This window comes from Martelella sp. AD-3, assembly GCF_001578105.1.
Taxonomy (GTDB): domain Bacteria; phylum Pseudomonadota; class Alphaproteobacteria; order Rhizobiales; family Rhizobiaceae; genus Martelella.
This window is the reverse complement of the sequence record NZ_CP014275.1, coordinates 1,377,173-1,391,897: the sequence shown is the minus strand read 5'-3', so window position 1 is coordinate 1,391,897 and position 14,725 is coordinate 1,377,173. Positions and strand designations below refer to the sequence as shown.

Below are 14,725 nucleotides of genomic sequence, written 5' to 3'. Positions count from 1 at the left end.
CTGCGGGCAAATCCTGAAGGGGGACAAGACAATGAAGAGGCTTTGCCAGGCTGCGCTTGGAACAGGTGCGGTTTTCCTTTCGCTTGCGGGCATGACGCAAGCCGCCGACACGGGACGCACGCTCATCGTCATGGATGGCTCAGGCTCCATGTGGGGCCAGATCGATGGCGTGCCCAAGCTGGAGATCGCACGCAATGCCGTCGCTGATCTCGTCGACGAGATCAGCCCTGGCCGCGCGCTTGGCCTCGTGGCCTACGGACACCGCAGCCGCGGCGATTGCAGCGATATCGAGGTAATGGTCGAGCCCGCCCCCGGTACGGCCGCTGCCGTGCTGGATGCGGTCAATACCATGCGCTTTCAGGGCCGGACACCGCTCTCGGATGCGGTGCGGATCGGCGCCGAGGCACTCAGGATCACCGAAAACCCTGCAACGCTCGTGCTCGTCACCGACGGGCTGGAGACGTGCGGCGCCGACCCCTGCGCGCTGGGCGCAGAGCTGGAGGCGGCGGGCATCGATTTCACTGCCCATGTCGTCGGCTTCGGGCTTTCCAAGGAGGAAGGCGCCCAGGTTGCCTGCCTCGCGGAGAATACCGGCGGACGCTACATCGAAGCCCGCAATGCAGCTAGTCTCTCAAGCGCGCTGGCAGAGGCCGTGCTGAAGACCGAGAGACCACCGGAAAAGCCTGTTTCCGATATTCCGCCGGCAAGCCTCGATGCACCTGCCACGGCGCCGATCACCAGCGCGGTCGAAATCGGCTGGACCGGTCCGGCAGATCCCGATGACTACATCGACATCGTGCCGGCGGATATGCCAACCGCACGCCCGGTGACCTGGGCCTATGTCCGCGACGGCAATCCTGCTCGGGTCAAGATGCCCGCCAATCCCGGCGAATACCTGCTGCGCTATGTCTGGACCGGTGCGAGCCGCGAGGCCGCCGCCGCCAGTCAACCGATCACGGTAACAGAGGCAGATTTTGCAATCGACGCCCCGCTGACCGTGGAACTCGGCACAATGATGAGCGTCAACTGGAACGGTCCCGGCAATGATGAAGATTATCTCGATACGGTCGAGGCCGGGTCCCCGCGGACGGAGAGCGAACTCACCTATGTCTGGGTTCGCGACGGCAACCCCGCCTTGATCCAGGCTCCCTCCCAGCCGGGGGAGTATGATCTGCGCTACATCGTTCAGGGGCCGGAGGCACGGGAGATTGGCATTTCGGTTCCCCTGCGCGTGACGGAGACGACCGCGATGCTCGAAGCACCGCCGGCCGTGCGGCCCGGCGCCGAGTTTCCGGTTCGTTTCCGCGGCCCCAAGACCCCCGGAGACTGGGTCGACATCGTCACACCGGGCTTTGCGGATTTCAGCGGAGAAATCACCTATTTCTATACGCAGGACACGCGCAACGACGAAGAGACGCTGTTCGCTCCGGAAACGCCCGGCGATTATGAACTGCGCTACGTTCTGGATGGTCAGGACGGGCGAAAGGTCCTCTACCGCCTGCCCCTGGCGGTCGCCGCCTCAGCGCCCGCCCGGACGGAGCTTGCGCCGCGCATGGATGCCGATGCGGACGTCGTGGGTGAAGGACCGGATGCCGAGGAAGGATTTGAAGAGGAAGGTCTGGGTGAGGATGTCGGTTTCGTCTGCGACGGCCCCGAACTCTGCCTGCTGACAGACGAAGGCACCGGGCTTTCCTTCGCGCTGCCCCCGGGATGGATCACCGATTTCCCCTACCCAGACGACGAGGCCGAGGGAGATCCGGTTCGGCTGAATATGATGCCGCTGTCGGGTGACGGGCGCATCGCGCTCAACCCGAACCCACTCGACAGCATCGCCGACGGCATGTGCGCGCCCGTTGCAGCCGGCAGGCTCTGCGTCACGCCGCAATCGGACATGGCGGCCTTCTCCGCCGTCTTCCAGGCCATGCTGACTGCAACTCAGCCGGTCATCAAGAAAAACGGCCAGATGCGCTCCGAAGCCGAGATCATGGACGCCATCCGCAACGGCCTGCCTGAGGGAGCAAACTGATGTCGATGATGAAAACCGGGGGAGTTGTCACGGTAACGTAGGAGGATCAGCTTCCCGGATTGTCAGCTTACTTCAAGCGATGCCGGACGCCGTCTTCCAAGCGTCGATGGCTACCATCCGATGGTAGCGGATGGTCTGGGCATATCGGCGGCGGGCGGGAACGAAGAAGTCGTTGCGGGTTGCGGAGTGAACGGAGATGAAACGCTGCAGCCCGCTAGCTGATCTGAAGCCCTGCATCGTTTTCTCCCGTTTGCGGAACGGTAGGTGGCTGTTTTCGGTCCTGTTGTTGAGGCCTTTGTGCGACCAGTGGTCCAGACCGGGCGCGACCTCGCGTTTCGCCGCGGCGTAGGACCGCAGCTGGTCCGTCACCACGACACGTGGTTCACCGAATTGCTTGACCAGCCTTGAGAAAAAACGCTTGGCAGCTTTGGTATGGCGGCGAGCTTGAACCAAAATGTCGAGCACGTCACCAGCGGTGTCAATTGCCCGCCAAAGCCAGAATTTCTTTCCGCCGATCGTGATGACAGCCTCATCCATATGCCACTTATCGTTCGGCTTGGGCCGGTCTGTGCGAATAGAGTCGGCAAAATGTCGGCCAAAGCGGTTGATCCAGAGACGAACCGTTTCCCTGCTCACGATCACACTGCGTTCAGCAAGAAGATCTACCATATCGGCCGTGCTCGACGTAAATCGATGATAGGCCCAGACCGCGCAGGCGACAACTTCACGCGGAAAACGCCCCCCTCAGACGGGGAAATGAGCTCGGCAACTTCATCTCGTCTCGATCCCCAAACGCGGAGGTCAAACAACTTGGCAAAGCCAGCGGAAACCATTGAACAAAACGGTGAGACGCACGCGCATCGCGACAGACCGCTCGTTCGAGAAATCGTCCAACGTCCGCGGAAAGCGGGAGAGGCCAACTTCGACCTTACACGCATTCCGGGCGCGGACACCTTCGGCGTTCCGATGCTTCAGTGGTCTTATAAATTATCTCGAAAATCTCTAACTGTTGGCGGAAACCTTGCTCTTGAATTTTCAGCCCGTCACAGGCTGAACCGCGCCGGGTGGGCAGTCCCTAACGAAGCGCTTCTGGAAGATGGTAGAGCAAGCGTCGGGCGGCTGGCCATCCGGAATCGACAGACAGAACCCATTCTGTCCATAATCATTCAACGACGGACATTTGAGGCGCAATGCTCTGCAGCGGCGCCTTGAGCCAGCGGTCGTCACCATTGCGGCACCAATCCGCCGAACGGAAGCGTCACACTTCCGCGCGGTCCAAAACGTTCGCGCGAAATCCTCTATTCGAGTTTTTGGCAGCAACCTTTTCAAGGCGGAAAACGTTTATCTCTCCGAAGGAGAAAAGAATGTCAAAATCCGAATTCTGGAAAGAGATGGACGATGTTCGCGCTGCAATGCTCGGCATCGGGTCAGGTATTTCGCCTCCAGCCAGACATCGAACTCATGGAGCATGATGTTGGACAGGAGCGGTGACAGGCCGCCACCTTGCGGAACACCCTGGCTGGCAGCCCTGAACAGGCCACGGTCAATGTGACCTGCCTTGAGAATGCGCCAGAGGAGTTCGACAAACCGTCCGTCCCGCCGCCGCACGCATTTAAGAAGCAGCCGGTGATGGACCGTGCCGAAGTAACTTGCCAGATCACCTTCGATGACCCAGCGCCCCCTCGTCGTATCCGCTCCATCTTGAAGCTGGATCTTCACGGTGCGGACAGCATGATGCACGCTGCGTTCCGGCCGGAAGCCGTAGGACAAGCGATGGAAGTCGCTTTCCCAGATCGGCTCCATGGCCATCAGCATGACACGTTGGACGATGCGGTCTGTCAGGGTCGGTATACCCAGCGGTCGTAGCTTGCCATTGACTTTCGGGATATAGATCCGCTTGACCGGCATCGGGCAATAGCTACCCTTCAGCAGGTCAGTCCGCAGGCCGGCCAGATGGTGGTCCAATCCGGCCTACATCCGTTGCCTGTCTATTCCGTCTATGCCCGGTGTCCGCGCGCCACTTGACGCCAGAACAACGCGGGCCGCTTCGGCAAGCCACTCCCGATCGGCAATGAGCCGCAGAAGACGATCGAACCGCCGGTTCGGATCGGCCTCGGCCCATGTTGCGAGCTTGTGCTGCATTTCGCTGATTATCAAAGGTCTTCACCTCTTTCGGTCAGGTAATTTGCACTCCAAGCAGATTGAACTGTTCCACTTCGCCATGTGACAGGCTTTCCCTGCCGCGAACTACTACGGGAACTCCGCCAGCATGATGGACATCAGGGTCAACTCCCTTGCGACGCAGAACATCGTGGGCATTCCATCATGCCTTCCCTCGTTCATATGCTGGACGTCATGCGTATTGGTGAGGCTGCCGGTCGCAGTCTTTTCCCTTGCGTTCCGCAAGTCGATGCCGATGTCATGGTCTGGCTGCATTCTCCCCATGCCCCATGTAACTGCCCCACTTGTGCAGTCACATTCGCGTGCCGCCGACATACGTCTCCGTCGGCACCATTGGCATTCCGCCTGTTAAGCCGTGTAGGCGGAGGCGACATTCCAGCCCTCAGATGCGGGTGAACCGGTTCGTGTTCCTCAACCTTCCAATACTTCAGCCTCGGGAACCATCTCGGCGTAGCGGCTTCGCCTCAATCCCCTTTACCTGCGGGCTACGTCACCCTGCCAGTTGACGACAGGTCACCGCCGCTTGGGCTCATGCCCCTCACAGCAGGGGGCAAGGCAGTCTTTAATTCCTCCTTTCTCAATGCATTCCAGACATATGCACCCCGGACCATCCGGGACGAGGCGCACCATATGTGAAATCGGAAAGCCAAAGCATGTTCGGCGCGGATGCGAAGAACTGTCGGTTGACCCGGTAGAGTGGGCACGGAGCGGACTTGTCCGGCACGGTGGTTTTGACTGGCTTGCCACGAATGATGCCTTGGAGTCCCATCATTCTCATGAGCCGTGCGACGGTGCGAGCCAAGCGACAACGAAGCCTTCTCGCTGCAACTGCCGCCAGACTTTCCGCACGCCATAGACCAGGAAGTTCTCGTTGAACACCCGGCGTATCTCGATCTTCATGGCCATGTCACGTCGAGCGCGGACCGACAGGCGATCCACGTCAGTGCGCTTGGCAACGGCATCGTAGTAGGTGAATGGGGCAATCGGCAGAAGCCCGCAGATATAGGCCCAATATCCGACATTGGCCCAAGCACAGAACGACGTTCATCGATGAAGGTAATCATCGCTTCAGTGGGCGGTCGAGCTCGGCTCAAGCAAAATACGCAGACGCTTGCGCAAGATCTCGTTCGCCCGACGAAGTTCCCGGTTCTCGCGTTCCAAAGCCTTCATCTTCTCCGCGACATCGCTCGGTAAACCGGCCCGCTTGCCGCTATCCACCTCAGCCCGTTTGACCCACTCATTGAGCGTATGTGCCGAGCAACCGATCTTTGCAGCTATCAAGGAAATGGCAGCCCACAGCGAAGGATGTTCGGCTTCGTGTTCGATCACCATCCGAACAGCCCGGGTGCGGACCTCTGGCGAATATCTATTGGTCATCTTGCTTGTCATAGCCCCTACCTCTCAAGAGCTGGGGTCTCCGGCAAACCCGGCACCGTTCACTTCCAAAGCCGTCAGTGTCCGGATTTTCGGGAGGTGGTCCGACTATCAGCAGCAAAATCCGACTTTTGATGCACCGGTGCTTGCGGTCTTTCACCGCGCCGCGTAACATGTTAATATCATTTTACCTTTTGATGACACCCGAGGATCAGAAACACAGTGACGAATGGCGAACGCTCCAATCTTCGTGACAAAGCCTATGTCCGGTTCACTCAGCAACTGCTGGCCCGCGAACTGCGGCCGGGACAGTTTGTAAGCCAGCGACAGCTCGTGGAACTTACGGGACTGCCGCTGGCGGCAATCCGCGAACTGATTCCGCGCCTCGAAACCGAAGGGTTGATCACGACCATTCCTCAACGCGGCCTGCAGATCGCAAGCATTGATGTCAATCTGATCCGCGATGCGTTTCAGTTCCGGCTTTTTCTGGAACGCGAGGCCGTGATGGAATTCGCCAGGACGGCCTCTCCCGCGGCCCTTGCCGAAGCGAGACAAAATCACACCGCGATCGTCGACAAGGTCGAGGCCCTGTCGATGAACGAACAGGTGCCTCTAGGCCTCGTGCACGCGGCGCAAGAGGTCGATCACGGGTTTCACAACACGATCATAGAAGCGCTGCACAACAAGGTCATCTCGGACGCATATCGCGTCAATGCAATGAAGATCAGCCTTGTCCGGCAGGAGCAAGGCCGGCTTTTCAACGAAATCGTCAAGCCGACCATGCGTGATCACTTGGCGGTCATCGACGCTCTCGAGGCGCGCGACCCGCAAAGGGCCGCCGAGGCGATGACGACCCATATCATGAAAGGCCGGAACCGCGCGCTCGGGATCGGCTGAGGGGTTCGGGCGGCCTTTCCGAAGATCAGCCCCGCCAGGAATGTACGCGCCGTGGCGGTTTCGCAAATTCATCCCTTGACCGCGCTGCCAACCGCCTTTGACAGCATCTGCCGCTGAACCAGCCATGTAAAGGCCAACACAGGGATCATCTGGAGCGTTGCCGCGGCGAACACTTCTCCCCATGTTGCAGTACCCTCGCCTATCCCCGCCAGCATGTCAGCAAGCACGACCGGCGCAGTCTGCGTCCTCGATGTCGTTAGAATGAGCCCGAACATGAAGTCGTTCCAGGCAAACAAGGCGACGAAGATCGCCACCGTAACAATACCGGGCACGATTAGTGGAAAGACGATCCGGAAGAACCGCGCAAGGCCGCGGCAGCCGTCGATAGCCGCAGCTTCCTCGATCTCGGCAGGAATACTGTCGATGAAGGTCTTCAGAATCAGGGTCGCGAGCGTGACCTCGAAAGTCGAATAGATCAGCATCAGGCCCAGGTTGGAATTATCCAGTCCGAGATAGGAGAAGATCGGAAAAAGGGGCACCGTCACGACCAGTGGCGGCAGCATCTCGATGACGAGGAGCACGATCGATGATTTGCCGACACCATAACGCGGCATCCGCGACATTGCGTAGGCCGCCGGCAGGCAGGCCACGAGCGTAAGAAGAATAGAGCCCGCGGTGACGACGAGGCTGTTGAGTATACCTTCACCGAAGCGCCCCCAGCGGGTGAACAGGCTGAGGTAATTGTCCAGCGTCGGTGCAAAGAAGATAACCGGCTTGTAGGTGAAGATATCTCGTCCAGCCTTGAACGAGGAAACGACAACGACAAGGATCGGAAAGACCGAAAGAAACACGAAGATGGCGAGAAAGCCTCGTTCGGCGACTGTGAGTTTGTGTCTGGCGCTCATTGTCTTTCCTCAGCGCTTTTCAGAAAACGAAACGGCGTAAAGCCGGAAGATGTAGAACGATGCGACAAGCGCCGTCAGTAGCAGGATGAGCCAGGCGATCGCTGCGGCCTTGCCGAATTCGAAATAGCTGAAGCCGATCTTGTAAAGATAGATCGAGAGGATTTCGGAGGCATTGAGGGGACCGCCGCGGGTCAGAATCCAAATCACACCGAAGGCACGCATCGTGATGATGATACGGAAAATCATGGCGATCAGGACTGCCGGCGCCATCAGGGGCATGGTGATACGTCGGAAAATCTGATGCCCATCGGCTCCGTCGAGTTCTGCCGCCTCGTAGAGTTCCTCGGGAAGCGAAGCGCGCACCGGATAGAGCATGATCAGAACGTGCGGCATGCCGGCCCAGAATTCGACAAGCGCGACAACGACGAGAACTGTCGCCGTCGAAGAAAGCCATTGATGCCGTCCGAGGCCGAGAATACCGGTCAGGTAGTTGAGCGGCCCGACGTTGAAGTCCAGGAGATAGCTCCAGATTGCAGACGTCACCGCCTGGCTCATGGCGATCGGAGCGATCAGCGCCGCAATGAAAAGGCCGCGCAGCAGCAGTTTCTTGTTCAGAATGCAGGCAAGCGACAGGCCTACGGCGACCTCCAGCGCCACGGCGACCGCTGCGAATATCAGCGTCCGGAGGGCGGAGTACCAGAACTCGGAGTCCTGCAGGACTTCGTTGTAGTTCTGGAGTCCAACCCGGCTGGCAACCTGCCCGACGGAATAATCCGTGAAGCTCAGGTAGAACGCCCAGAGTTCCGGCAGCACGATCACCAGCATCAACAAAACGTAGAGCGGTGCCATGAGCGACCAGCCGCGGAACGCGCTTTTGCGGGCAAGTTTTCGGATCTGACGTTCAACGCCAAGGTCGGTTTCAACACTTGTGGTCGACATATCGCCCCCAATTACAAAGTCGAAAAAATGACGTGGTCATTATAGGGCATGGCCTGCAGGTCCTCTTCCCGCGGCGGCCGCTCGCCGACCGCCGCGAAACGTTCCACCGCTCCCTCGTAAAACCGCACCTCCCCATCCTGGCGCTGATAGAGTAATGCGAGCCCGACGGCGGTCGGAATGATTGCGGGACGCGTTCCGGCATCGGCATTGCGATCAACAAGCAGATACCGCGAAATGGTCTTCGTTTCGCCCTCCACAATGAGAACAAGCATCAGATCACGAACCCCGTCTCTGCCAGCCACAAGATGGGCGCGTCCCGGACCAAAAGGACAGGACGCAAGAGAAAGGACGGACATTCCATCCACCGCAGCCGGACCTTCGTGATCCGAAGCGGATGCGCTGACCGGAAATCCCTCAGCGTCGCAGATCAGTGAAAAGCGGACCTGATCCAGATCGTCAGTCGACGGGACACCGCCGATACTCCCCACCGGAACGGAAAAGGCCTTGCCGTCATCGAGGTCGGCAACAGGCATTTCAGCCACAAAGGTTCGCTGTTGACTGTTCTCGAAGTTCAGGACAAGCCCGCCGTCGCCCCCAAATGCGCATGAGACAAGATGTCCAGCATCCGCTGACGCCTCCAGCTCCACTTTTGGTTGCCATCCACCACCGCGGCGCAGGGCTATCTCCATACGCCCGGCCTGCGCGTTGTGGCGGAGAGCAAGCGTCCGACCGCCTGATGCACGTGCCAGTATCAGACGGCCTTCACTATTCGTTTCCGAGCGACCCGCGAAAGGAACAGACTCATCAAATACCCTCAGGCATCGCAAATAATCACCATAGTCCGAAAGGTTGAGCGACTGCCCATTTTCCGCGAGCGTCTTCTTCAGGACCTCGAAATCAATGGTGTCAAGCGTGCCGGATCGCGAGATAGCGTGCACCGCGGCCTTCCCGGCGCCGAAACCCATCTGCGCGCAGGTTGTCATCGCGCGGTAGGAACTGAGGGCGAGTTGGTCGCCACTGAGCGAGCGGCCTGGACAAAGGACATTGTTGAGGCCGACAGGCCGCATGGCGCTCAGGGGGATCTGATAGGGTTCGACCATATCGGTTACGCCCGTTCCGGCGCGCTTTTCCGTGTCCGTCCAGTGAAAATCAAGGTGATATGCTCCGACGGCGACTGCATCGCTAAAAGTGCAGGCAGAGCGCACATCGTCATCGGTCAACTTGCTTCTGCCAATGATCCTGCGCCCTTCCCGCTGCCCGATATTCCGGGAAACCGAGGCCAAGGTGTAGGTCGCGAGGGGCCGCCCGCCGTCAAAGGAATGCCTTCCCTGATAGCCCTGTGTTTGCAGGTGATAAATCAGACCCATCATCTGTCGGCGGGCGTAGATTTCAGCCCGTGACAGGCTGAACCCGTCGGCGGCATCAAAGCCCACGACCTTCATCTTCACTTCAACACGACCATTGCTGAAGGCATGCAAGGAAGTCATCGGCAAATCGTCACTGCTTTCCCACAGCGGACAGCCCGGCGGAAGATAGGGCTCAACGGGCTTTCCGGTATTCCACAGCGTAAAATAGAGGCTCATCGGCAGTTGCTTGCGCGGCCCGAGATGGATGGTCTCACAACCGGAAATCGTCGCAATGACCGCATTGCCCGTTGCATCGATCACCATTTTAGGGCGGACAACCACAAGATTCGGGCCGCATCTAACGAGGACTTCTCTGACGTCGGCGCCCTCCTTGCGCATGTCGAGCGCCGTTGAATGCAGCCAGATCTCTATTCCCGCCTCGTCGACAAGCTCCTGAAGGATAAAGGCGCAGCTCTCCAGATCATAGGCACGGCGATCTTCATTCGGACGATAGGGATCAATCTTGCCGCATAGGGCAAGTCGCTCGATCAGCGTGCGAAAGGCATCGTTGACATTCTCCGTGTCACCCACGAAACCGGCGACGCCGCCGCTTGTTCCCTGTCCGCCGAGCACATTGGCCGGTTCCACGATCACAACGCTTGTGGTCTCGTCCTTCGCACCGATGGCGGAGAACACGCCCGACATGCCGCCGCCAAGCACAAGGACATCCACATCGCGCGTTTGCACCGCGCGATCGCTCAAGGTGTAGCCTGTCATTTGAAAGCTCCGTTTCAGAAAGTCTCGACGCTCGCCGAGTCCGGCCCGCGCTTGCCGAGCCTCCATTTCGAATTCAGGTGCCTGCCCGCAGGATCATTACGATCAGCAGGCAGGCTCCGTTGCTCATTCAGGACGCTTGCTTGCGATGATCTTCTCGATCTTCGCCGCGACTTCGCTCATCGCGACCTCCACTGTTTCCTTTCCGAGAATAGCAGCGACGGCAGCCTGTTCGAACGTATCCTGGATCTGAGCCGTCCCGTCGAAGACGGGCAGCAGCGGGCTCGCATGGTCGAGTGCAATTTCGGAGACAGCCGCATAGGGCGCCGCGTCGATGAAGGCCGGATCATGCAGGGTTGTGATGCTGACGGGGCCGTTGCCGTTCAGGGCCATCTGCAGCTGCACAGGTGGAGAAGCGAGATAATGGATGAACTTCCAGCCATTCGCATGGCTTTCAGCATCGGCATTCGCCGGCAGTGCCGCTGACCAGAAGGCGACTTTTGTGGGCGCGTAACTGCCATCCTTCTCGCCGGGAACCGCGAAGAAGCCGGCGTCTCCCGCAATGCGCGACGAGTTTGGGTCGTTGAAACGCAGATAGTAGTTGTCGCCGAACAGCGTCATCGCGGCGAGACCTTCACGCATCAGCGTCTGCACCGAAGCTGAATCCATGGAGAAGAAGTTCGGCGGAATGGCGCCGTCATCAAAAAGCGTCCTGATCCGCTTGATGGCGGCTATGGTTTCCGGTGTGTCGACTAGGACTTCATAGTTCGGCGAGACGATACCGCCGCCGAGCGCCTTGACGATTGATATAAGGTCCTCATTGGGCTTGATCGCCAGACCATAAATGGACGCCCCGTCACTACGCTTGTACGAAGCCTTTTCAGCAGCATCGAGCATCGCCTCGAAGCTGATCGGCACATCGATGCCGCGTTCGGAGAAAATCTTCTTGTTGAAATGAACGATCTGCGGATTGGAGCGGATCGGCACGCCCTTGAGTTCACCGTTTTGTGTAAAATCTCCCTTCATCGCAGGAAAGATATCTGCGAGCTCATCCGTTTGATCAGGACTGGCAACAGAGTTCACTGACACAAGCTTGTCGAGTACGGATGGAACCGCCCAGCTGTTCTCAACCATCACGACGTCATACTGGGCGCTCCTGCCGGCAAGAGCCCGTAACATGGTCTGACGCATCTCCGGATAGGGAACCGTCTCCCAAACGACCTTGATACCCGTTTCCCTTTCGAACGCATCAGCAAGGCTGGCGTCAGCCTGCCCACCTTGCCCTTCAAACGCGATCTGATGCGCAGAATTGGCGAAGACCCGGATCGTTTCGGCACTCGCCGAAGTGGCCAGAGCGGCAACTCCGGCGGCGGCGAGAATGGCCTTCATGTAAACCCTCATATTTTCCTCCCTTTGAAAAGGTCAGGCTTTGACAGAACCCGACAACATGCTAACCTTTGATTGACATGTTAGTCATATCATGTTGAGCATTGCAAGAGGGATGAGCGTGAATTCGGGAAAATTCAGGTCACCGCGGTTTATGGACCGTAGCGGCGAGCTTCGCGACAGCACGTCATTATTCACTATACCGGCGAATTTAGAACGTGCCGCAACGAATCAGGAGGTCAATCGGTAATGTCATTTCTGCAAATCGAAAACGTAAAGAAGACGTTCGGAGAACTGGAGGTCATAAAGGGAGTCGGCTTCTCCGCGGAGAAAGGTGAGTTCGTGGTCTTCGTCGGTCCATCAGGCTGCGGGAAGTCTACATTACTGAGAATGATCGCTGGACTTGAGCAAGTGAATGGCGGGCGCCTGACGATCGACGGCAGGGATGTCACCTTCGAAGAACCAGCGCGCCGAGCCATATCCATGGTGTTTCAGTCCTATGCGCTCTACCCGCACATGAACGTGTTCGAAAACATGGCATTCGGTCTCAGGATGGCCAAGTTACCGGAAAGCGAAATCAGGCGCAGCGTCGAAGAGGCCGCAGGCATATTGCAGATCGAGCAATTGTTGGATCGTAAGCCGCGAGCACTTTCTGGCGGTCAGCGACAACGCGTGGCGATCGGCCGTGCCATCGTGCGAAATCCGAAAATATTCCTGTTTGACGAACCGCTCTCAAACCTCGACGCAGAACTACGCACCCAAATGCGGGTCGAAATTGCTCGTCTGCACCGTAAACTTGGGGCGACCATGGTCTATGTCACGCACGATCAGGTGGAAGCAATGACACTTGCCGACCGGATTGTCGTGCTCCGATCCGGGCTGGTCGAGCAAGTGGGAACACCGACGGAACTTTATGATACACCCGTCAACACCTTCGTCGCCGGCTTCATCGGTTCTCCGAAAATGAACTTTATCAAGGCGACCGCGGAGCGCGTGAGCCAAGGCGTACTCTTGTTGGCGCACCCCTCATTTTCCGATGGGTGCCTATCCTTGGCAACTGATGCCACGGCAAAAATCCGCCAGGGAGACATTGTCACCATCGGGCTTCGCCCTGAACACCTTGTGCTGGACAATGAAGCCCCGCTGCTACGCCTCAAACTCGACATCACGGAGAACCTGGGTGGATCGACGCAACTTCACTCGCGTGGCGGTGAAGACGCGGTCGTGATCGTAACCCAAGGAAGCATCGATCTGCAGGCTGACGACGAGTTGAATGTCGGAATGGATTCCGGCAAAATCTACTTATTCGATGAAGAGGGAAAGGCATTCGGCCATGCGCAGCGCCATATCGCCGCAAGGGCAAACTAACCTGTTCATTGGAATGGTCTATCGCTCCGGCATACTCATCTACTCAGGAGTAGGTGGCCGCCGGCACGAATGGTCATCAACAACGTCGCAAAGTACCGTTCAAGGCCGTCGATAAGTTTCACGACAACCCTGTATCGACTTTAGTTTAGCCCTGACTTTAGGCTTTCAATTTAGTCTCAGACTGGGCAACCCGCGCGGTGCCAAATACCCGCAGGGCAAGGGGCCGTGGGAAGGACCCAATGTTCGTTTCGGGGGGCAGCCCGCCCCCGTCGTGTTATGTCGGGGATTGCCCCGCATCGACGGAGCAGAGCCCCATACACGAGGAGACGGACCATGGGAGAGGATACATTATTTGTCGGGCTTGACGTCCACAAAGAGACAATCGCTGTCGCTGTGGCGGAAGGCATACGTGGCGGTGAAGTGCGTTATCTCGGAGAGATTAGGAACTCACACGAAGCCGTTCGACGTCTGGTCGCCAAGCTCGGGAAGCATGAAGCCATACTCCGCTTCTGCTACGAGGCCGGTCCCTGCGGCTATGTCCTTCACAGGCAACTGACAGATCTCCGTCAGGATTGCATCGTCGTTGCGCCATCTCTGACACCGGCGCGCCCTGGAGACCGGGTTAAGACAGACCGCAGAGATGCCGTCCTGCTGGCACGCCTGCATCGCGCCGATGAGCTCACCGCAGTCTGGGTTCCCGATGAAGGACATGAAGCGATCCGCGACCTGGTGCGGGCCCGCACGTCGGCGATGGAGAATCGGCGTCGGGCCCGACAACAGCTTGCCGGTTTCCTTTTGCGGCACGGCCGCATCTACAGATCGGGGCTAAACTGGACGAAGAAACATCGGCGATGGTTGTCAACGCTCCGATTTGGACATCCTGCACATCAGATTGTCCTGCAGGAATACGTCGACGCTGTCGATGATGCCGACAAGAGGCTTTCCCGGCTCGAAACACAGATAAAGATGTTAATCCCAGAGTGGTCACTGGGGCCAGTCGTGCAAGCGATCCAGGCCATGCGTGGCGTGAGGCTCATCTCAGCCGTCACCATCGTCGCAGAGACCGGCGATATAAACCGCTTCGATACGCCGCGGCAGTTCATGAGCTATCTCGGTCTCGTGCCATCAGAGTATTCCAGTGGAGGCAGCACCAGAAGGGGCGGAATCACCAAGGCAGGTTCAAAAGAGGCCCGACGCGTCTTGATTGAAGGTGCATGGGCCTACCGATGCCATGCGGCTGTCGGATCAGAACACTCAGGCAGACTGGAGGCACTTCCCAAACCTGTCAGAGACATCGCTTGGAAAGCACAGATCAGACTGTGTGCCAGATACCGGCGCCTGAGTTCACGCGGAAAAGTGCAGACTGTTGTAACCACAGCAATAGCCAGAGAGATGGCTGCCTTTATCTGGGCCATCGCACGCCATGTTCATCCGGCGTCGCCCGCCGCCTGACGATGGGATTGAGAGCAGAGAAAGGGGAAAGTTCAGTTCATCATCAATGACGCGTATTACTGGGGGCAGAGCAATCC

The 14,725-nt window shown here is 58.4% G+C and carries 8 protein-coding genes and 3 pseudogenes; 4 read left to right on the top strand and 7 right to left on the bottom strand.

Annotated elements, in window-relative coordinates; all coding sequences use genetic code 11:
* The first annotated feature begins 31 nt into the window (after nt 1–31).
* Entirely contained in the window at nt 32–2,026 is a 1,995-nt protein-coding gene (locus AZF01_RS06495) for a VWA domain-containing protein (protein ID WP_024708605.1), read from the top strand.
* 72 nt (nt 2,027–2,098) lie between these two features.
* Here AZF01_RS06495 and AZF01_RS06490 read toward each other — a convergent pair.
* The 3 pseudogenes from AZF01_RS06490 to AZF01_RS23410 all read right to left on the bottom strand — a co-directional run.
* Nucleotides 2,099–2,801: pseudogene (locus AZF01_RS06490) on the bottom strand (IS6 family transposase).
* 650 nt (nt 2,802–3,451) lie between these two features.
* Nucleotides 3,452–4,183: pseudogene (locus AZF01_RS06485) on the bottom strand (reverse transcriptase domain-containing protein); the annotation flags it as partial.
* A gap of 631 nt (nt 4,184–4,814) precedes the next feature.
* A pseudogene (locus tag AZF01_RS23410) lies at nt 4,815–5,596 on the bottom strand (IS3 family transposase); the annotation flags it as partial.
* 207 nt (nt 5,597–5,803) lie between these two features.
* On the opposite strand from AZF01_RS23410, the gene AZF01_RS06465 reads away from it, so the two are divergent.
* Complete coding sequence (locus AZF01_RS06465) at nt 5,804–6,478, top strand: GntR family transcriptional regulator (RefSeq protein ID WP_024708607.1); 675 nt, start codon at nt 5,804–5,806, stop codon at nt 6,476–6,478.
* 68 nt (nt 6,479–6,546) lie between these two features.
* Here the strand turns inward: AZF01_RS06465 and AZF01_RS06460 are convergent, their stop codons facing one another.
* From AZF01_RS06460 to AZF01_RS06445, 4 genes are all read right to left on the bottom strand, one after another.
* Nucleotides 6,547–7,383 carry a carbohydrate ABC transporter permease gene (locus AZF01_RS06460; RefSeq protein WP_024708608.1) on the bottom strand — a complete coding sequence of 279 codons (837 nt, stop codon included), beginning with the start codon at nt 7,381–7,383 and terminating at the stop codon, nt 6,547–6,549.
* A 9-nt stretch (nt 7,384–7,392) separates the two neighbouring features.
* Nucleotides 7,393–8,322 carry a carbohydrate ABC transporter permease gene (locus AZF01_RS06455; protein ID WP_024708609.1) on the bottom strand — a complete coding sequence of 310 codons (930 nt, stop codon included), beginning with the start codon at nt 8,320–8,322 and terminating at the stop codon, nt 7,393–7,395.
* A gap of 11 nt (nt 8,323–8,333) precedes the next feature.
* A complete protein-coding gene (locus AZF01_RS06450) occupies nt 8,334–10,445 on the bottom strand; it encodes an FAD-dependent oxidoreductase (RefSeq protein WP_024708610.1) in 2,112 nt (703 codons plus the stop codon).
* A 123-nt stretch (nt 10,446–10,568) separates the two neighbouring features.
* Nucleotides 10,569–11,831 (bottom strand): ABC transporter substrate-binding protein, encoded by a 1,263-nt coding sequence (locus tag AZF01_RS06445; protein ID WP_024708611.1) that lies wholly within the window; start codon nt 11,829–11,831, stop codon nt 10,569–10,571.
* 246 nt (nt 11,832–12,077) lie between these two features.
* Here AZF01_RS06445 and AZF01_RS06440 point away from each other — a divergent pair, with 246 nt between their 5' ends.
* Complete coding sequence (locus AZF01_RS06440) at nt 12,078–13,196, top strand: ABC transporter ATP-binding protein (RefSeq protein ID WP_024708612.1); 1,119 nt, start codon at nt 12,078–12,080, stop codon at nt 13,194–13,196.
* 333 nt (nt 13,197–13,529) lie between these two features.
* Nucleotides 13,530–14,648, top strand: coding sequence for an IS110 family transposase (locus AZF01_RS23405; protein ID WP_061449872.1), 1,119 nt, complete (start codon nt 13,530–13,532; stop codon nt 14,646–14,648).
* Nucleotides 14,649–14,725 lie beyond the last annotated feature (77 nt).